Origin of the sequence: Rhizobium sp. WYJ-E13 (assembly GCF_018987265.1) — a bacterium.
Classification (GTDB): Bacteria; Pseudomonadota; Alphaproteobacteria; order Rhizobiales; family Rhizobiaceae; genus Rhizobium.
The window spans coordinates 4,087,796-4,105,998 of sequence record NZ_CP076853.1 but is presented as its reverse complement, the minus strand read 5'-3'; the positions used below and the strand labels follow the sequence as shown (position 1 = coordinate 4,105,998).

Annotated in this window: 18 protein-coding genes and 1 other RNA gene; 12 read left to right on the top strand and 7 right to left on the bottom strand. The window is 61.0% G+C overall.

The window, feature by feature from the left end; all coding sequences use genetic code 11:
- Positions 1–51: 51 nt before the first annotated feature.
- Positions 52–807 (top strand): 3-deoxy-manno-octulosonate cytidylyltransferase, encoded by a 756-nt coding sequence (locus KQ933_RS20280; RefSeq protein ID WP_216756500.1) that lies wholly within the window; start codon positions 52–54, stop codon positions 805–807.
- Positions 808–819: 12 nt separating this feature from the next.
- On the top strand, positions 820–1,674 hold the full coding sequence (locus KQ933_RS20275) for a prephenate dehydratase (protein WP_183727476.1): 855 nt from the start codon (positions 820–822) through the stop codon (positions 1,672–1,674).
- A gap of 74 nt (positions 1,675–1,748) precedes the next feature.
- On the opposite strand, the gene KQ933_RS20270 is transcribed toward KQ933_RS20275, so the two are convergent.
- The 5 genes from KQ933_RS20270 to KQ933_RS20250 all read right to left on the bottom strand — a co-directional run bounded on the left by KQ933_RS20270 (position 1,749) and on the right by KQ933_RS20250 (position 4,672).
- Entirely contained in the window at positions 1,749–2,117 is a 369-nt protein-coding gene (locus KQ933_RS20270; protein ID WP_216756499.1) for a VOC family protein, read from the bottom strand.
- Positions 2,118–2,255: 138 nt separating this feature from the next.
- Positions 2,256–2,477 carry a hypothetical protein gene (locus KQ933_RS20265; protein WP_216758970.1) on the bottom strand — a complete coding sequence of 74 codons (222 nt, stop codon included), beginning with the start codon at positions 2,475–2,477 and terminating at the stop codon, positions 2,256–2,258.
- A gap of 71 nt (positions 2,478–2,548) precedes the next feature.
- Positions 2,549–3,244, bottom strand: a complete 696-nt coding sequence (locus tag KQ933_RS20260; RefSeq protein WP_216758958.1) for a YafY family protein — start codon at positions 3,242–3,244, stop codon at positions 2,549–2,551.
- 61 nt (positions 3,245–3,305) lie between these two features.
- Positions 3,306–4,265: an NAD(+) diphosphatase gene (gene nudC / locus KQ933_RS20255; RefSeq protein WP_216756497.1), complete on the bottom strand. Its 960-nt coding sequence runs from the start codon at positions 4,263–4,265 to the stop codon at positions 3,306–3,308.
- Positions 4,262–4,672 (bottom strand): HIT domain-containing protein, encoded by a 411-nt coding sequence (locus KQ933_RS20250; RefSeq protein ID WP_183801169.1) that lies wholly within the window; start codon positions 4,670–4,672, stop codon positions 4,262–4,264. Before KQ933_RS20250 ends, nudC begins: the two co-directional genes overlap by 4 nt.
- Positions 4,673–4,761: 89 nt before the next feature.
- Between KQ933_RS20250 and ffs the strand changes: the two genes are divergently transcribed.
- The 4 genes from ffs (at position 4,762) to KQ933_RS20230 (ending at position 7,779) form a co-directional block, all read left to right on the top strand.
- An RNA gene (gene ffs, locus KQ933_RS20245) (signal recognition particle sRNA small type) lies at positions 4,762–4,858 on the top strand.
- Between the two features lie 44 nt (positions 4,859–4,902).
- Positions 4,903–6,771, top strand: coding sequence for a DNA polymerase III subunit gamma/tau (locus KQ933_RS20240; protein WP_216756495.1), 1,869 nt, complete (start codon positions 4,903–4,905; stop codon positions 6,769–6,771).
- Positions 6,772–6,790: 19 nt separating this feature from the next.
- Positions 6,791–7,114, top strand: coding sequence for a YbaB/EbfC family nucleoid-associated protein (locus KQ933_RS20235; RefSeq protein ID WP_216756494.1), 324 nt, complete (start codon positions 6,791–6,793; stop codon positions 7,112–7,114).
- A 53-nt stretch (positions 7,115–7,167) separates the two neighbouring features.
- Entirely contained in the window at positions 7,168–7,779 is a 612-nt protein-coding gene (locus KQ933_RS20230) for a LysE family translocator (RefSeq protein ID WP_216758957.1), read from the top strand.
- Between the two features lies 1 nt (position 7,780).
- On the opposite strand, the gene KQ933_RS20225 is transcribed toward KQ933_RS20230, so the two are convergent.
- Complete coding sequence (locus tag KQ933_RS20225; RefSeq protein WP_216756493.1) at positions 7,781–8,398, bottom strand: MOSC domain-containing protein; 618 nt, start codon at positions 8,396–8,398, stop codon at positions 7,781–7,783.
- Positions 8,399–8,455: 57 nt separating this feature from the next.
- On the opposite strand from KQ933_RS20225, the gene recR reads away from it, so the two are divergent.
- Together recR and KQ933_RS20215 are read left to right on the top strand one after the other, a co-directional pair.
- Positions 8,456–9,061 carry a recombination mediator RecR gene (gene recR, locus KQ933_RS20220; protein ID WP_112564905.1) on the top strand — a complete coding sequence of 202 codons (606 nt, stop codon included), beginning with the start codon at positions 8,456–8,458 and terminating at the stop codon, positions 9,059–9,061.
- Between the two features lie 8 nt (positions 9,062–9,069).
- Complete coding sequence (locus tag KQ933_RS20215; protein WP_216756492.1) at positions 9,070–10,323, top strand: lytic murein transglycosylase; 1,254 nt, start codon at positions 9,070–9,072, stop codon at positions 10,321–10,323.
- A 129-nt stretch (positions 10,324–10,452) separates the two neighbouring features.
- Here the strand turns inward: KQ933_RS20215 and KQ933_RS20210 are convergent, their stop codons facing one another.
- Entirely contained in the window at positions 10,453–12,084 is a 1,632-nt protein-coding gene (locus KQ933_RS20210; RefSeq protein WP_216756491.1) for an MFS transporter, read from the bottom strand.
- Positions 12,085–12,328: 244 nt separating this feature from the next.
- Here KQ933_RS20210 and rimP point away from each other — a divergent pair, with 244 nt between their 5' ends.
- The 4 genes from rimP to infB all read left to right on the top strand — a co-directional run bounded on the left by rimP (position 12,329) and on the right by infB (position 18,156).
- Positions 12,329–12,934: a ribosome maturation factor RimP gene (gene rimP, locus KQ933_RS20205; protein WP_216756490.1), complete on the top strand. Its 606-nt coding sequence runs from the start codon at positions 12,329–12,331 to the stop codon at positions 12,932–12,934.
- Between the two features lie 60 nt (positions 12,935–12,994).
- Positions 12,995–14,602 (top strand): transcription termination factor NusA, encoded by a 1,608-nt coding sequence (gene nusA / locus KQ933_RS20200; protein WP_216756489.1) that lies wholly within the window; start codon positions 12,995–12,997, stop codon positions 14,600–14,602.
- Positions 14,602–15,288: an RNA-binding protein gene (locus tag KQ933_RS20195; RefSeq protein WP_216756488.1), complete on the top strand. Its 687-nt coding sequence runs from the start codon at positions 14,602–14,604 to the stop codon at positions 15,286–15,288. Before nusA ends, KQ933_RS20195 begins: the two co-directional genes overlap by 1 nt.
- Before the next feature lie 102 nt (positions 15,289–15,390).
- Complete coding sequence (gene infB / locus KQ933_RS20190; protein WP_216756487.1) at positions 15,391–18,156, top strand: translation initiation factor IF-2; 2,766 nt, start codon at positions 15,391–15,393, stop codon at positions 18,154–18,156.
- Positions 18,157–18,203 lie beyond the last annotated feature (47 nt).

The window sequence follows — 18,203 nt, the reverse complement described above, 5'->3', positions numbered from 1 at the left end:
TGTGCGTGAGACTTTTTGCCACTTTTCAGCCCGGATTAGAAGGCCCGAACAATGACTGATTCAAAATTAGATGAAGTGCTGGTGCTGATCCCCGCACGCATGGCCTCTACCCGCCTTCCGGGCAAGCCGCTGGCCGATATTTGCGGTTTGCCGATGATCGTCCAAGTGGCGAAACGGGCACAGGAAGCGGCGATCGGCCGGGTGGTTGTTGCCGTCGACGACCAGCAGGTTTTCGATACCGTTGCCGCGGCGGGCTTTGAAGTGGTCATGACACGCCAAGACCATCAGTCTGGCTCTGACCGCATTTTTGAGGCGCTGAACAAGGTCGATCCAGACGGGAAAGTCAAAATCGTCGTGAACGTCCAAGGTGACCTGCCGACGATCGAGCCGGAAACGGTGCGTGCAGCTTTGCGTCCTCTTGAGAACGAGGCTGTCGATATTGGAACGCTGACGACCGAAATCGATAACGAAGAAGACAAGACTGCGCCGCAGATTGTGAAAATCGTCGGTTCACCGCTGTCCGACAGCCGTCTGCGTGCGCTCTACTTCACCCGCACGACCGCGCCTTACGGCGTAGGGCCGCTCTATCACCATATCGGGCTCTACGCCTACCGACGTAGCGCACTCGAGCGTTTCGTCTCGCTTGGTCCATCGCCGCTCGAAAAGCGCGAATCACTGGAGCAGTTGCGGGCACTCGAAGCCGGCATGCGCATCGATGTCGAGATCGTTGACACCGTTCCGCTCGGTGTCGATACTCCAGCCGACCTCGAAAAGGCGCGGCGCATTCTGTCCGCGAAGGCCAACTGACGGATTTTCTTCATGAACATCAAAACCAACAGGATCGCCTTCCAGGGCGACTTCGGCGCCAATTCCGACATGGCGAGCCGCGACATGTTTCCGACCATGGAGCCGCTGCCCTGCCAGACCTTCGAGGATGCCTTCACGGCGGTCGACAATGGTGATGCCGATATCGGCATGATCCCGATCGAAAACACAATCGCGGGCCGCGTTGCCGACATCCACCACCTGCTGCCGGAATCACGCCTGCACATCATCGGCGAATATTTCATGCCGATCCGCTTCCAGTTGATGGTACTGCCGGGTGTGACGAAGGACGAGATCCGCACCGTGCACAGCCATATCCACGCACTTGGCCAATGCCGCAAAATCGTTCGCGCCAATGGCTGGAAGCCCGTGATCGCCGGCGATACGGCAGGGGCTGCCAAGCTCGTCAAGGAAACCGGCGACCGCTCCATGGCGGCGCTTGCGCCACGCCTTGCCGCCGATCTCTACGGTCTCGATATCATCGCCGAGAATGTCGAGGACACGGAAAACAACGTGACGCGCTTCGTCGTGCTGTCGCGCGATGAGGAATGGGCAGAACGCTCGGCCAGCGACGAGAAGATCGTCACCACCTTCGTCTTCAACGTCCGCAACATTCCGGCCGCCCTCTACAAGGCGCTCGGCGGTTTTGCGACAAACAACATCAACATGACGAAGCTCGAAAGCTACCAGCTCGGCGGCAAATTTGTAGCGACGCAGTTTTATGCCGACATCGAGGGCCATCCGAACGACGCGAATGTACGCCGGGCCTTGGAAGAACTGCGCTTCTTCTCCGAGAAGGTCCGCATCCTCGGTGTCTACAAGGGCCATCCGATGCGGGGACTTCTTTAGGCGCTGCGGCCAGCAACGCAACAAAACCTCTCCGGCGCAGAGGCCGGAGAGGTTTTTCAAGCATGATCCACTATTTATTTATCCGGCTCACAAACACGCAACCGGTGCCCATCCGGATCCAGCACGACGAAGGTCGGACCGAAGTCGAGTTCGGTCAATTCCTGGGCGACGGGCAAGCCGCGATTGCGCCAGTCTTCGTAATGCCTGGCGACGGCGTTTTCGCCATCAACCATGAAGGCAACCTCGCCACGATTGCCGATGGCAGACGGTTGAGGCTCGACCTTGCTACGGCGCCAGAGGCCGAGGGTGAAGCCGCCATCGAGCGGGAAGGCGACGAAATTCGGCGTTTCCACGGCCGGTTCACGGCTCAGGATATTGCGGTAGAAGGCGGCGCTTTCGACGGGATCCTTGACATAGAGGATAATGAGATTGGGGCTGGCCATTTCGGCTCTCCATTGGGGTTGAAAGATGCCCGGCCGAAAGCTGCTGCTGTCAATTTGTGGCAGCAGCTCTCCTATGACGGCGCTGCTGGAGCGCCGCTTCGTTACCGGGAAGAATATCGATAGTGCCGGCGTGCGGTCTCAGCGGAAGAGATCATCGCCAACACGCCAGTCCTGACCGTCCATTAGTCCGAGATCGCGCTTGCGCCATGACGGCATGGTTTCGAGATCAAGTCGCGAACAGCGCAACGACGGCGTTACGAACCGATCCGCAAACAGGCGCACCAGACGAGAGCGAAGGGTCTTTCCGGCTTCGGCGGAAGTACGACGGCCGGCATATTGAACAACTTGAGACATTCCCATGATCAGTACTCCTTTCCTGCTGGACTGGTACTGATAATAGCGCTTCCTGCTGACAGTTTATGGCAGTAGCGTTAGTGCTCGATCGGAGTATCCTGCGTGTCCCGCCATTCCTTCAGAAGCACAGTGCGGCGGCGCGGATAGCGCGTGTCGTGGATCGTCATATCGATGATGCGATCGGTGCGGAAATGACGGAAATCCTGACGCAGTTCGCACCAGGCCATGATGATGCGCACATGCTCGAAATAGCCGAGCGCGAAGGGCCAGATACGGCGGCGGGAGATACGTCCCTGTTCGTCTCCATAATGCAGTTCTAGGATACGCTCCAGACGGATCGCCTTGCGGATGGCCGAGACATCTGCCTTGTCCTCATCCTGTCGTTTGCGGCCGACAAAAAGTGTGGCGGAATCGACCATATCGCGTAGGTCGGGCGGCAGCACGGCGGCGATCTTTGCCAGAGCGTCGGCACCGGCACTAGCGAGACGCGGTTCGGCGGCGCGAGCTACCCAACGGGAGCCAAGCACCAGTGCTTCCAGCTCTTCCTCGGAAAACATCATCGGCGGCAGCATGAAACCGGGTTTCAGCACATAGCCTATGCCGGCCTCGCCCTCGATCATGGCGCCTTGCGCCTGAAGGCTGGCAATATCGCGGTAGAGGGTGCGCAGGCTGACACCGGTTTCCTCGGCGAGCACAGTGCCGGTAACCGGCCGCCGGTAGCGCCGGAGCGTCTGAAGCAGGTTCAGCAGCCGTTCGGAGCGGGCGACCATGATTATACCCTCATGCAGACTGGCTGGGCTGGGTGACGATCATCCGCACCCTTCCTGCCCCTGCTCAGCGTTTCCACTCCACCCAGTCGCGCATCAGGCGATGGGCGATCGCACCCTTCGGCGGCGGCGCCTTGCCGTTGACGCCTGGGCGTTCCAGCATTTCGATGGTTTCATCGCGGGTGAACCAGCGGCAATCCTCGAGTTCGGCTTCGTCGCGGTGGATCTCGCGCGACTTCGCCTCGGCATAGCAGCCGATCATCAGCGAGTGCGGCATCGGCCAGGGCTGTGAGGCATGATAGCGGATGCGGCCGGTCTTGATACCGGACTCCTCCAGGGTTTCGCGACGAACGGCATTTTCGATGGTCTCGCCGGGCTCCAGGAAGCCCGCCAGACAGGAATACATACCCGGCGCGAAATGCGGGCTGCGGCCGAGCAGGCAAAGATCGCGCTCCTCATCGATCGTCAGCATGATGACCACGGGGTCGGTGCGCGGGAAGATCACGTGCTCGCAAGCGGTACAGACGCGCTTGTAGCCGCCGATATGGATTTCCATCCCCGAACCGCAGCGGCCACAGAAACGGTTGTCGCTGTTCCAGCGGATGAGGCTCGCAGCCTGCGCAAACTCGCCAAGCAATATCTCATCGACCAGTTCGTCTCGGAAGAGCGAACGGCCGTCGACCGGCTTGTACTGACTCGCCATGTCCTCGACATCGACATCCACCGGCACGGCAAGGCGCGGCTCACCGGTCTTGCGATAGCCGAGCAGCACGGTCTCGTCCCAGTTCGGCTTCAACTCCTGAAGCTCGTAGCGGGCAAAGAGCGGATCGAGCACCTGGCCGTCATGCTTCAAAACCAGCTTGTCCTTGGCGAAGGCGAAAATATGCGTGCCTTCGCGGGCGAGCGCCTTCTCGACCGAGCCCTCGTCGCGATGTTCGCTGTCTCGGTTCAGGTCGTTGGCGGCAAAGGCGGTGAGATTGCTGGGTTCCGGATGCGGCACATCCGAATCGAAAAGCGAATGACTCATGGTGAAAGGGCTTCCCGCAGCTTTGCTATGAATTCGTTTCTTGTTCCGTCCTCGTAAGGCTCGGCCTTGCCAAAACCCCAGACAGGCCCCGGCCAGTTCGCATCACCTTCGGAACGCGCAATGATATGAACATGAAGCTGGCGGACGATATTGCCAAGTGCCCCGACATTGATTTTTGTCGCACCGGTGACCTTCTTGAGCGCAGCAGAGACGAGCTCGATCTCAAAAGTGAGCAGCACCTGATCGAGCGGGGTCAGCTCGAAGATCTCCGTGATCTCTGCCCGACGCGGCACCAGGATCAGCCAGGGCCAGCGAGCATCCTTCGATAGCCTGACATCGCACAGGCCGATCACCATGATGCTGGTGCTGTCGTTTTCGAGCCTGGGGTCGAGCACGAAATCGCTCAAGGGCATTCTCCTCATGTTTTCCAGTGGACTAGCAGTTTTTTTGGAGCTTGGCTTGCTTTTGATGACGTTTTTGCCGATATGTGCATCCGGGAGGTTGGTGGTGGACGAGCCACTCGCCAACCGGGTCAGGTCCGGAAGGAAGCAGCCCTAACGAGCCCGGCACGGGTCATCGTGCCAGCCTCCCACCTTCTCTTCCAAGAAGCCCGACATTTCCGGGCACAAGCAGGGCGATGAGCGACACCGAGCGACAATCACAAGATGCCGCCTCGACGGGCACCGGATACCGGGTGCTGGCACGCAAATACCGCCCCAAGGATTTCACGGACCTGATGGTCGGCCAGGAGCCGATGGTCCGCACGCTCACCAACGCCTTCGAGACGGGCCGCATTGCGCAGGCCTATATGCTGACCGGCGTTCGCGGTGTGGGCAAGACGACGACAGCGCGCATCCTCGCGCGGGCGCTGAACTACAAGACGGCCGATATCGACAAGCCGACGATCGATCTTCGTGTGCCCGGCGAACATTGCCAGGCGATCATGGAAGGCCGCCATGTCGACGTGATCGAGATGGACGCCGCCTCGCATACCGGCATCGACGACATCAGAGAGATCATCGAGCAGGTGCGCTACCGGCCGGTTTCGGCGCGCTTCAAAGTCTATATCATCGACGAAGTGCACATGCTTTCGACGGCAGCCTTCAACGGGCTCTTGAAGACGCTCGAAGAGCCGCCGGAGCATGTGAAGTTCATTTTCGCGACGACGGAAATCCGCAAGGTTCCGATCACCGTTCTCTCGCGCTGCCAGCGCTTCGACCTGCGCCGTATCAGCGCGTCCGATCTCGTCGGCCTGTTTTCGACGATCGCTGCCAAGGAAGGCATAGAGGCGGAGCCGGATGCGCTGGCGATGATCGCGCGCGCTGCGGAAGGTTCGGCCCGCGACGGCCTGTCGCTGATGGACCAGGCGATCGCCCATGGCGGCGGCGTGGTGCAGGCAGAAGCCGTGCGCGGCATGCTGGGCCTCGCCGACCGTGCCCGCATCGTCGATCTCTTCCAGCATATCGTACGCGGCGATGTCGCAAGCGCGCTCAATGAGTTCCAGAGCCAGTACGAGGCCGGGGCCAACCCGGTCGTGGTGCTGACGGATCTCGCCGATTTCACGCATCTGGTGACGCGGCTGAAATATGTGCCTGATGCGGCAAACGACCCCTCGCTCAGCGAAGTCGAACGCACCAAGGCAGCGGAATTCGCGCAAGGAGTTGCCGTCACCACGCTCTCGCGCATATGGCAGATGCTGCTGAAGGGCATTCCGGAAACCGAAAACTCTTCTCGCACGGCAGGCGCCGCCGAGATGGTGTTGATTCGACTGGCGCATGCGGCGCATCTGCCAGCACCGGAAGACGCGGCGCGGCGGCTAGCGGAGTTTTCCAATGAAGGCGGTGCGTCACGACCGCTCTCGCCCGTGCCTTCGGGCAATGGCGGCGGCACGCGCGTTCCCTATCAGACAAACGTGCAGGCGCGGGCTCCGGAACCTGTTCCGAGGCCGCAACCATCAGGGCCGACCGCCATGTTGCGTGCCGTGCCCAATCCGGAGCCGCAGAACATCGGCCGGGTCGAGACGAAGCCCGCGGAAGCGCCGAAGCCGCTCGTACCGGTCAATTCGATCAGCGATATCGTCGACCTCGCTGCCGAAAAACGTGACGTCAAGCTGAAGGCATTGGTGCGCAACTTCGTGCGCCCAGTCCGCATCGAGCCCGGTCGACTGGACGTAAACCTCACCAAAGGCGCACCAGGCACATTGCTCAACGAGCTTGCGGTCAAGCTCAAGGAATGGACCGGAATCCACTGGATCGTCAGCACCAGCCGCGAGGAAGGCGGACCGACGATGGTGGAGGCGGAAGCCAAGGCGCAGGAACAGCGCGTCAGCGATGCCCGTCAGGATCCTGATGTCGCTGCAATCCTCGCCCAGTTTCCGGGCGCCAAGATCATCGACGTGCGCGTGCGGGCGCCGACACCGGAAGAGGAAGCGGAGGAGGTCAAGCCGCCTGCCACCGCCGAATCCGAAGAGGGCGATATCCTGCCCGGCGACGATATAGAATTCTGATTTCAAGAAGGAGAAGACGATGCGCGACATCATGGGCATGATGGGCAAAGTCAAGGAAATGCAGGCCAAGATGGAGCAGATGCAGGCGGAAATCGCCGAGCTGACGGCCGAAGGCAAGGCAGGCGGCGGGCTCGTCACCGTCATCATCTCCGGCAAGGGCGAACTGAAGAGCGTGAAGATCGATCCTTCGCTCTTCAAGGAAGACGACGTCGAAATCCTCGAAGACCTGATCGTTGCCGCTCACAAGGATGCCAAGGACAAGGCGGAAGCCATCGCCGCCGAAAAGACCAAGGCGCTGACCGCCGGCCTGCCGATTCCGCCCGGTTTCAAGCTGCCGTTCTAATTTCGTCGACGGGTCCGGTACCCGACTGACTCCGGAAGAGGAGACGGGAGATGATGACGTTGACGACGTTGCTGGTTTTTGCCGGCGCTCTATTCATTGCCGCGGGGACACCGGGGCCGAGCGTTGCGGCGCTGGTCGCCCGCGTCATCTCGAAAGGCGCGCGTGACGTGCTGCCTTTCCTGTTTGGCATGTGGGCCGGGGATGCGATCTGGCTGACCTGCGCCATTGCCGGCCTGTCGGCGATCGCCGAAAGCTTCTACCACGTCTTCGTCGTCATCAAATGGCTGGGCGTGCTTTATCTCCTCTATCTCGCCTGGCGCATGTGGGTTGCCAAGGCCGAGGTCGAGGAAGAAGAGTTGCCGCAGGAACGTTCGCGTGGCCGGATGTTTTTCACCGGCCTGGCGATTGCGCTCGGCAATCCGAAGATCATGATGTTCTACGTGGCACTTCTGCCGTCGATCATCGATATCCCCTCGGTCTCGCTCGCAGGCTGGGCCGAACTCGTCGTCACGCTGTTCGTCGTTCTGGCCGTCGTCGATTTCAGCTGGATGTTCCTTGCCGCAAAGGCGCGTGGCTTCCTGAAGAGCCGGCGCGCGGTGCGTATCGCCAACCGGGTGAGTGCCGGAACGATGGCGGGGGCCGCCGTCACGATCGCTGTGCGCTGAACTATTGCTGTGCTTCCAGCTCAGCTCGCAGCTTGTAATGAACGGGCGCTGCCAGATAGCGCTCGCGGTCTGCGGTTGAAAGCCGGCGTCCGAAGGTTTCCATCATTTCCGGCATCGTGACTGGGTCGCCCGGAAATGGCTCATACTCGACCGGCATTCCGGCTTCCACGATCCCATTTGATATCACGCGGCAATAGATGCCGGGACGTGCCGCCTTGGTATAGCGCTTGACGAATTTCGGATCGTTCATCCTTGCTGCGAAGGTGGCGCAGGGAATGCGGCAGGACGTCACTTCAAGGATCAGTTCGCCGGCGATAAACCGGTCGCCAACGGCGACATCTCGGTTGTCCAACCCCTCAATGACAAGGTTTTCACCGAAGGTGCCAGGCTCGACAGGATGTCCGAATTCCTTCGCCCACCAGTCGAGGCTGATCAAACCCTCCAAATAGACGGCCTGATCGATGCCGCCGTGATGTTTCCTATTGCAGATGGCATCGCCGACGAGACCTTCGGCATCGACCATGACGCCGCCGCTGACGGCATGCTTGAAAATACCGGTCTTGTAGGTTTTTCCAGGCAGCCTCCCGGCTGCGCCGCGACAGACGGCAAGGATTTTCATGGGCGCAGCGATCCTTCGGCGATTCCGTTTTCGTTCCATATCAGTTAAGAACGGCGCATGGCAAAGCGAGTCACCGGCCCCGAAATTGAAAAACTGATCCAGCTTCTGGCGAAAGTGCCGGGCCTCGGGCCGCGTTCGGCGCGGCGGGCGGCACTGCATCTGATCAAGAAGAAAGACCAGCTTCTCGGTCCGCTGTCGCATGCGATGGGTGAGGCCTATGACAAGGTCAAGATCTGCTCGCGCTGCGGCAATGTCGATACCGTCGATCCCTGCACCGTCTGCACCGATGCGCAGCGCGACCAATCCGTCATCATCGTCGTCGAGGATGTCTCCGACCTCTGGGCGCTGGAGCGCGCCGGCGCACTGAACGCCGCCTATCACGTACTCGGTGGCACGCTCTCGCCGCTCGATGGCGTGGGGCCTGACGACCTTAATATCCGTGGGTTGATCAATCGCGTCGGCGAGGGGGGCGTCAAGGAAATCATTATCGCTGTGAATGCGACTGTCGAGGGACAGACGACGGCGCACTACATCACCGACCAGCTTGCCGATCTCAACGTGAAGATCACACGGCTGGCGCATGGCGTGCCCGTGGGGGGTGAGCTCGACTATCTCGACGAGGGTACGCTGTCGGCGGCACTTCGAGCGCGCACGGCAATCTAGGGGGATATATGACGACGGGTTTCTTCGGCCGGCTTCTTCTGACAGGCGCCGCCTTGTTGGCGCTTTCCACCTCAGTTTCCGCAGCACCTTCGAAAGCTGATGTCGAAGTGCAGTTCGAAAAATGGATTCAAACCGATCTCTGGCCGGACGCGAAGAAGAACGGCATATCGGAAAAAACCTTCCGCGCCGCTTTTGCCGGCGTCGAACTGAACTGGACTTTGACCGATCTCGCCCCTCCCGGCTTTCCGCCGCCAAAGGAGCAGAAGCAGACCCAGGCCGAATTTTCCTCCCCTGGCCCCTATTTCAACGAGGATCGGTTGAAGCGGCTCGCGATGACCGGGCGCGGTTTTGCTTCGCAATATGCCTCGACGCTCCGCCGCATTGAAAAGACCTATGGCGTGCCGGGGTCGATCGTGCTGGCGATATGGGGACGCGAGACGGGCTTCGGCGTGGCGAAGATCCCAAATTCCGCCGTCGAGATTTTAGCGACTAAGGCCTTCATGTCGACGCGCAAGGACATGTTCCGCATGGAGCTGATCGCCGCTCTGCATATTCTCGACGGCGGCGACGTGACCCCTGCAGACTTCAAGGGATCGTCGGCGGGCGCGCTTGGCCAGCCGCAATTCATGCCGACGAGCTATCTGAAATATGCCGTCGATTTCGATGGTGACGGACATCGCAACATCTGGACCTCGGTTCCCGATACGCTCGCTTCGATCGCCAATTTCCTCGCGAAAAAGGGCTGGCAGCGTGACCGCGACTGGGGGTTCGAGGTGACGATCCCGCAAGCCGTCTCCTGCGCACAGGAAGGGCCTGATCTTGCCAAGCCGCTCTCCCACTGGGCGTCACTCGGCATCAAACGTATTTCCGGCAAGGGCTTTCCATCCGCAGAGTTGAAGGCACAGGGCATGATGCTGGTGCCAGCCGGGCGCGACGGGCCGGAATTCATCGTCACGCCAAACTTTTACATCATCAAGGAATATAACAACTCCGACCTCTATGCCCTCTATATAGGCAACCTTGCCGACCGCATCGCCCTCGGCTCCGGCGCCTTCCAGGGAAAATGGGGCGATGTCGGCAAGATGCTGCGCTCGGATGTCGCCACGATGCAGAAGGCGCTTGAGCGGCAGGGATACGATGTCGGCGGATCGGACGGGTTGCCGGGCTATAAGACGCGTCGCTCTATCGGCCAGTGGCAGGAAAAGAACGGCATGGAGCCGACCTGCTTTCCCGAGGCATCGATGAAAGGCAAGCTGAAATAGGCAGCAGAATGACGTTCTGGCAGCGCTTTACAGGTTACGCTCCAGTCCCCGTGCTGGCCACGAAGCCGAGCTTCTCATAGAAACGGAGACTCTACGCGCGTGCACTTCGGAAGGCGTGCATGCTCAACCTCAATGGTGCAGATCGATCGGCGCCTTGTGAAAGACGTCATCGACCGGCGGTATGGCCTGTCGCTCGATCATGCGATGAACATGCGGCAGCCCGTCGCCGCGGTGCAAAGCGCGAAGCCGGTCAGTATTTTCGGCATCGGCCTGTGTGCGGCGTTGATTGTGCCTGATATATTCGACCCAGGTCGGCGTGTGATAGGTTTCCGTCCAGAGACCAGGATTTTCAAGATCGCGCATCAGCGCCCAGTTGCGGGCGCCGTCGCGGATACGGATGCGGCGGCGCTCTTCCATCAGCGTCATGAATTCGGCCAAGTCGTCATCGGCAATCTGGTAATATACTTGAATGACGATCGGGCCGCTGCGCGGCGTGATATCGAGGCCGAGAGCCGGCTCGATGAAGCGGTTCAGCGGATCGAGATTGAGCGAGGCGAAAGCCGGCATGGAAAAGCGCAGGCCGATCAGGACTCCAAACAGCAGGACCGCAGCCGACATCAGCAGGGCGTTCGAAAGACCATACCGATCGGCGGCAACACCCCAGAGCCAGCTTCCGCCGGCAATGCCACCGAAGGTGACGGTCTGGTAAAGCGACAAAGCGCGGCCGACCACCCAGCGCGGCGTCGAAAGCTGGACGATGATGTTGAAGAGCGAAAGTGCCGAAACCCAGCAGGCACCGGCCACAAGCAGCCCGACCGAGGTGAGCACGGCACTTGAGCTGAGAGCTGCGATCACAGCGCTGAATGCAAAGCCTGAAAAGGCCAGGCGGATGATCGTCTCGCTGGAGAACATCTCGCGCAGCCTGGTGCTCAGGATGGCACCGCAGATCGCGCCAATGCCGAAGGCGCCGAGCATGAAACCATAGGTCAGCGGCCCGCCAGAGACGAGATCGAGCGCGACGACAGGCAGCAGCGCTTGGATAGAACTCGCGCCGATACCGAATAGCAGCCCTCTCAGGAGGATCTTTTCGAGGTTGGGCGACATGGAGACATAGCGCATGCCGGCAAAAATGGCGCTGCCGAGTGTTTCGCGCGGCAGTGTCGAAGCAGGCGTGCTCGGCCGCCAGCGGAACAGCACATAGAGGAGCGCAACGTAGCTCAAAGCGTTCACTGCAAAGGCCGCGGCCGCACCGGCCGCCGCAACGATGGCGCCGCCGATTGCCGGACCGACGCTGCGGGTTATATTGAAACCCATACTGTTCAGCGTGACCGCGTCCGGCAAATCGGCACGCGGCACCATGTCGCCAACCGAGGCCTGCCAGGAGGGATTGTTGAGCGCCGTACCGCAGCCGATGAGAAACGTGAAGAAGAGAAGCAATCCGGGTGTAACCCAGCCGAGGATAGCGCAGGCCGTCAACAGGATCGAGACCACGAGCATCGCGGATTGCGCCGTCAGCATGATCCGGCGCCGATCATAATTGTCGGCGAGAGCACCCGAGATCAGCGAGAATAACATGATCGGCAGCGCCGTCGAGGTCTGGACCAGCGCAACCATGTCCTCGGACGAAGTGATGGCCGTCATCATCCAGGCGGCACCGACGGCCTGGATCAGGCCGCCGAAATTCGAGGCGAGGCTCGCAAACCAGATGGTGCGGTAGGTCTCATGCCGCAATGGCGCAAATGTCGATGATGTATAGGCCACGTTCCCCCGCTTTTATCGTCATGCTTCGATAGCAATATAAGCGGAAGACAAATGCTCGCCATAGGTTAGCTCGCACTTGCGGGAGCGGAAGAGGTGGAATCGCCTCCGACCTTGCAATTTCTAAAAAACAGGACTATATGGCACTCAAATTCTTGATCGTACGATGAAGAGTGGGCCGCAAGGACCCGCTCTTTTTTATTAGCGCGATCACCCCGAATGCCAGAAATCGCAGGGAGCGCACCGCTTGTCGGATCTGACAAACGCAGACAATCAACATGAGCCACGGCTGATCACCGAGACTGGGCTTGACCAGCGTCTTGCCGACATTATCGAACCCGTGCTCGTCGACATCGGTTTCCGCCTCATTCGCGTCCGCATGCTCAATCAGAATGGCATGACGATGCAGGTCATGGCCGAGAAGAACGATGGCACGATGACCGTCGAGGACTGCGAGCAGGTCTCCATGGCGATTTCTCCTGTGCTCGATGTGGAAGATCCGATCGATAAAGAGTATCATCTCGAAGTGTCTTCGCCGGGCATCGACCGCCCTCTGGTGCGGAAGTCTGATTTCGTCCGCTGGCAAGGCCATCTCGTGAAGTGCGAAACGTCGATCATGATCGGCAATCGCAAACGCTTCCGCGGCAAGATCGTCGAAGCGGACGCCGATGGGTTCGTGATCGAACGCGATCAGGTTGCGTACGGCGAAGAGCAGAAGGTCACCATCCCCTTCACGGCGCTCAGCGATGCCAAACTCATTCTGACCGACGATCTGATCCGCGATGCACTGCGCGCCGACAAGCTGGCTAAAGCACAGGCTGCGAACCAGAACGAAGCGGACGACGAAGAATAACCGATCAACGTAAGCTCCAGGGACGGGAACCCGGGTAGTCAAGGACGGAGAAACAGAACAATGGCAGTCAGTGCAAACCGGCTCGAACTTCTGCAGATCGCAGATGCAGTGGCGCGCGAAAAGGTCATCGACCGCGAGATCGTGCTTGCCGCGATGGCCGATGCCATCCAGAAGGCGGCGCGTTCCCGTTACGGTACCGAATCCAATATCCGCGCCGACATCAACCCGAAGACCGGTGAAATCCGTCTGCAGCGCCTGCTCGAAGTCGTCGAGAAGGCCGAAGACTATTCCACGCAGATCCCGCTGGAACTGGCCCGCGATCGCAACCCGGACGCCGCTATCGGCGACTTCATCGCTGATCCGCTGCCGCCGATGGATTTCGGCCGTATCGCCGCACAGTCGGCCAAGCAGGTGATCGTGCAGAAGGTGCGCGAAGCCGAGCGTGACCGCCAGTTCGACGAATTCAAGGATCGCGTCGGCGAAATCGTCAACGGCACGGTCAAGCGCGTCGAATACGGCAACGTCATCGTCGACCTCGGCCGCGGCGAAGGCATCATCCGCCGTGACGAAATGATCCCGCGCGAGAACGTTCGCTATGGCGATCGTGTTCGTGCATATGTATATGATGTCCGTCGCGAGCAGCGCGGTCCGCAGATTTTCCTGTCGCGTACGCATCCGCAGTTCATGGTGAAGCTCTTCACCATGGAAGTACCGGAAATTTACGACGGCATCATCCAGGTGAAGTCGGTTGCCCGCGACCCGGGTTCCCGCGCCAAGATCGCCGTAATCTCGAACGACTCGTCGATCGATCCGGTCGGCGCCTGCGTCGGTATGCGCGGTTCGCGCGTCCAGGCCGTCGTTGGAGAACTTCAGGGCGAGAAGATCGACATCATTCCCTGGTCGCAGGACCCGGCGACCTTTGTCGTCAACGCCCTGCAGCCGGCTGAAGTCGCCAAGGTCGTTCTCGATGAAGATGCGGAACGCATCGAAGTGGTTGTTCCGGACGAGCAGCTCTCGCTCGCCATCGGCCGTCGCGGCCAGAACGTCCGCCTCGCTTCGCAGCTGACGGGCTGGGACATTGACATCATGACGGAAGCCGAAGAGTCCGAGCGCCGTCAGAAGGAATTCAACGAGCGCACTAATCTTTTCATGGACGCGCTCGACGTCGACGAGATGGTCGGCCAGGTCTTGGCTTCGGAAGGTTTCGCCGCCGTCGAGGAACTGGCTTACGTCGATCTCGACGAAATCTCCTCGATCGACGGCTTCGATGAAGACACGGCGCAGGAAATCCAGACCCGCGCCCGCGAATTTCTCGAGAAGCTCGAGGCGGAAATGGACGAGAAGCGCAAGGCTCTCGGCGTTTCCGACGAGCTGCGCCAGATCGACGGCATGACCGCCCAGATGATGGTCGCGCTCGGCGAGGACGGCATCAAGACGATCGAAGACTTCGCAGGCTGTGCAGCCGACGATCTCGTGGGCTGGACCGAACGCAAGAATGGCGAGACGAAGAAGTTCGAGGGTCTGTTCTCGAAGTTCGACATTTCGCGTGTCGAAGCCGAACAGATGGTCGTGCAGGCCCGCCTGCTCGCCGGCTGGATCACCGAGGAAGACCTTGCGAAGGACGCGGAGGCTGTTGAAGCCGATGCCGCTGCCGAGCAGGACGCATAATGACGGTGATGCCGGACACATCTCCTGAGGACGATGATCTCGAAGGTTACGACGTGAACGGCCGCATGTGCATCGCAACACGCGAAAGCGGATCGCCGGATGAGCTGATCCGCTTCGTGGCCGCCCCTGACGGGACGGTGGTGCCCGACCTGAAGCGCGAGCTGCCGGGACGCGGCTGCTGGGTGAAGATCGACCGGTCGCTGGTCGAGAGAGCGGTGGCGAAGAAGCTCTTTGCCCGCGCGCTCAAGGCCGATGTGAAGGCAGCCGATGACCTCGGCGAACGCGTGGAGTGGCTGTTTCTACAGCAGCTCCTGCAGATGATGAACATGGCGCGCAAGGCGGGCCAGCTCGTCACCGGCTCGGCCAAGGTGGATGCCGCGATCCGCAGCGGGGCTGCGCTTGCGGTGTTCCATTCGACGGATGCGGCCGCCGATGGCGTGAGAAAAATCGACCAGGCCCGCAAGGCCTGGCACCTCGGAATGGAAACCGAGGAAGAAATACCTTCTTTCCGTCTCTTCTCGGAGAGCGAAATGGAAGGGGTGATGGGCCATAATGCTTTTATCCATGCCGCAGTGCTTGCAGGGCAGGCAGGTGAAGGTGTAGTGAAGCGCGCAAAGATGCTCGAACAGTACCGTAACGGCGGTCAGTCCCGGGCACCGGGCGGCGCTGGCCAGCAAAAACAATGATGCGGTCACCGGCGGAAGCCGGCCCCAATATCATTGACCGATTGTATGTGATTGACAGGGTCTGATGGCTTCATCGTTCCCTGTCCGAAGGAACGGGAACGAATGACCGATAGCAACGACGACAAGACACTCAGCGTAACGGGGAAGAAGACCCTCACCTTGAAACCATCAGGGATGAGCCAGGGTACCGTTCGCCAGGATATGGGTCGCGGTCGCACCAAGGCGGTCGTCGTCGAGACCCGCAAACGGCGCCCGATGCGCCCTGAAGACGAAAAGCCGATGACGCCTGCTCCCGCAGCTCCGGTGCGCGCGCCCGAACCGGCGCCGGCGCCCTTGCAGGCTCGCCCGCAGCAGCCGGCTCCGGCCCCGCGTATTCAACAACCCGGCGGCCAGAACAACCAGCGCCCGCAGCAGACCAACCAGCGTCCGCAGCAATCCTACCAGCCGCCGCGCCAGCAGGATCGTCCGCGCCCCGTGGTGCTGAACCATCTTTCGCCTGAGGAAATGGACGCCCGCCGCCGCGCGCTTGCCGAAGCGCAGGTCCGTGACGCACAGGACGCCATCCGTCGCGCCGAGGAAGAAGAGCGCCGCGCCGTCGAAGAGGCAGCACGTCAGGCTGCCGAAGCGGAAGAGGCCAAGCTGCGCGCTGCCGAAGAGGCTGCACGCCAGGCCGAGGCCGCAGCAACGGCCGTGGCCGAAGCACCGGTACCTGCCGCTCCTGCGGCGGAAGCACGAGTTGAAACTCCGCGTCCGCATCAACCTGCATCCGCACCGGCCGCTCGCCGTCCGGAAACCGCTCCGTCGCCCTCAACCGCCCGGCCTGCGCCAGGTGCACCGGCAGGCGTTCGTGGTCGCCGGACTGACGGCGAAGACGAGGAACGCGGTGCTTCGCGCGGCGGTCCGGTCCGCGGCCGCCCGGTTCGTCCGGAGCCCGCAAAGCCCGTGACAACCCGCCCGAAGAGTGAGGAAGACCGCCGCCGCGGCAAGCTGACCGTGACGACTGCAGACGTCGACGACGACGGCAACGCACGCGGGCGTTCGCTTTCGGCCATGCGCCGCCGGCAGGAAAAATTCCGCCGCAGCCAGATGCAGGAAACGCGCGAGAAGATCTCCCGCGAAGTTGTTTTGCCCGAAACCATCACCATCCAGGAACTGTCGCAACGCATGTCGGAACGTGCCGTTGACGTCATCAAGTACCTGATGAAGGAAGGCCAGATGATGAAGCCGGGCGACGTCATCGACGCCGACCTCGCTGAACTCATCGCCGGCGAATTCGGTCATACGGTCAGGCGTGTATCCGAATCCGACGTCGAACTCGGCATCTTCAACGTGTCCGACGAACAGGACGAACTGGTTTCGCGCCCACCTGTCGTCACCATCATGGGCCACGTCGACCACGGCAAGACCTCGCTGCTCGACGCCATCCGCCATGCCAACGTGGTCTCCGGCGAAGCCGGTGGCATCACGCAGCATATCGGCGCCTATCAGGTGGAGCAGAACGGCCAGAAGATCACCTTCATCGACACTCCCGGCCACGCCGCCTTTACGGCGATGCGTGCCCGCGGTGCGCAGGCTACCGACATCGCGATCCTGGTGGTCGCGGCTGACGACAGTGTGATGCCGCAAACGATCGAATCGATCAACCACGCCAAGGCGGCCGGTGTTCCGATCATCGTGGCGATCAACAAGGTCGACAAGCACGAGGCCGATCCGCAGAAGGTTCGCAACCAGCTTCTGCAGCACGAAGTCTTCGTGGAGTCCATGGGCGGTGAAGTGCTCGACGTCGAAGTTTCGGCCAAGACCGGCAAGAACCTCGACAAGCTGCTCGAGGCGATCCTGCTGCAGGCCGAAATTCTCGACCTCAAGGCCAATCCGAACCGGACAGCGGAAGGCACGGTTATCGAAGCCCAGCTCGACCGCGGTCGCGGTGCGGTTGCGACGGTGCTTGTCCAGAAGGGCACGCTGCGTCCGGGCCAGATCATCGTTGCCGGCGACGTCTGGGGCCGCGTGCGCGCCCTCGTGACGGACAAGGGCGACCATGTGAAGGAAGCCGGTCCGGCGACCCCGGTCGAAGTTCTCGGTCTTTCCGGCACGCCGCAGGCAGGCGACAAGTTTGCGGTCGTCGAGAACGAAAGCCGCGCCCGCGAAATCTCGGAATATCGTCAGCGTCTTGCCCGCGACAAGGCGGCTGCCCGCCTGTCGGGACAGCGCGGTTCGCTGGAACAGATGATGACGCAGCTACAGGCCACGGGCGTCAAGGAATTCCCGCTGGTGATCAAGGGCGACGTGCAGGGCTCAATCGAAGCCATTGCCGGCGCGCTGGAAAAGCTCGGCACCGACGAAGTTCGTGCTCGCATCGTTCATTCGGGCGCCGGTGGCATCACCGAGTCCGACATCTCGCTTGCAGAAGCATCGAGCGCTGCCATCATCGGCTTCAACGTTCGTGCAAATACGCAGGCACGCCAGTTCGCCGAGCGCGAGGGGATCGAGATCCGCTACTACAACATCATCTACGACCTCGTGGATGACGTGAAGGCAGCGATGTCGGGTCTTCTTTCGCCGGAGCGCCGCGAGACCTTCATCGGCAATGCCGAGATCCTGGAGGTGTTCAACATTACCAAGGTCGGCAAGGTCGCGGGTTGCCGCGTCGTCGAAGGCAAGGTCGAGCGTGGCGCGGGCGTTCGCCTCATCCGCGACAACGTCGTCGTGCACGAAGGCAAGCTCAAGACACTCAAGCGCTTTAAGGACGAAGTCGCCGAAGTGCCGATGGGTCAGGAGTGCGGCATGGCCTTCGAGAACTACGAAGATATGCGTGTCGGCGACGTCATCGAGTGCTTCCGCGTCGAGCACATCACACGCACGCTCTGATCGGGCCACGATTGAAATCTTGGGCGGGCGCCGGATGATCCAGTCCG

What these genes read in the sequence shown, in the direction of transcription:
- KQ933_RS20280 (WP_216756500.1), top strand. Translation starts at nt 52, where the DNA reads ATGACTGATTCAAAATTAGATGAAGTGCTGGTGCTGATCCCCGCACGC.
- KQ933_RS20275 (WP_183727476.1), top strand. Translation starts at nt 820, where the DNA reads ATGAACATCAAAACCAACAGGATCGCCTTCCAGGGCGACTTCGGCGCC.
- KQ933_RS20270 (WP_216756499.1), bottom strand. Translation starts at nt 2,117, where the DNA reads ATGGCCAGCCCCAATCTCATTATCCTCTATGTCAAGGATCCCGTCGAA.
- KQ933_RS20265 (WP_216758970.1), bottom strand. Translation starts at nt 2,477, where the DNA reads ATGGGAATGTCTCAAGTTGTTCAATATGCCGGCCGTCGTACTTCCGCC.
- nudC (WP_216756497.1), bottom strand. Translation starts at nt 4,265, where the DNA reads ATGAGTCATTCGCTTTTCGATTCGGATGTGCCGCATCCGGAACCCAGC.
- KQ933_RS20240 (WP_216756495.1), top strand. Translation starts at nt 4,903, where the DNA reads ATGAGCGACACCGAGCGACAATCACAAGATGCCGCCTCGACGGGCACC.
- KQ933_RS20235 (WP_216756494.1), top strand. Translation starts at nt 6,791, where the DNA reads ATGCGCGACATCATGGGCATGATGGGCAAAGTCAAGGAAATGCAGGCC.
- KQ933_RS20230 (WP_216758957.1), top strand. Translation starts at nt 7,168, where the DNA reads ATGACGTTGACGACGTTGCTGGTTTTTGCCGGCGCTCTATTCATTGCC.
- KQ933_RS20225 (WP_216756493.1), bottom strand. Translation starts at nt 8,398, where the DNA reads ATGAAAATCCTTGCCGTCTGTCGCGGCGCAGCCGGGAGGCTGCCTGGA.
- recR (WP_112564905.1), top strand. Translation starts at nt 8,456, where the DNA reads ATGGCAAAGCGAGTCACCGGCCCCGAAATTGAAAAACTGATCCAGCTT.
- KQ933_RS20215 (WP_216756492.1), top strand. Translation starts at nt 9,070, where the DNA reads ATGACGACGGGTTTCTTCGGCCGGCTTCTTCTGACAGGCGCCGCCTTG.
- nusA (WP_216756489.1), top strand. Translation starts at nt 12,995, where the DNA reads ATGGCAGTCAGTGCAAACCGGCTCGAACTTCTGCAGATCGCAGATGCA.
- KQ933_RS20195 (WP_216756488.1), top strand. Translation starts at nt 14,602, where the DNA reads ATGACGGTGATGCCGGACACATCTCCTGAGGACGATGATCTCGAAGGT.
- infB (WP_216756487.1), top strand. Translation starts at nt 15,391, where the DNA reads ATGACCGATAGCAACGACGACAAGACACTCAGCGTAACGGGGAAGAAG.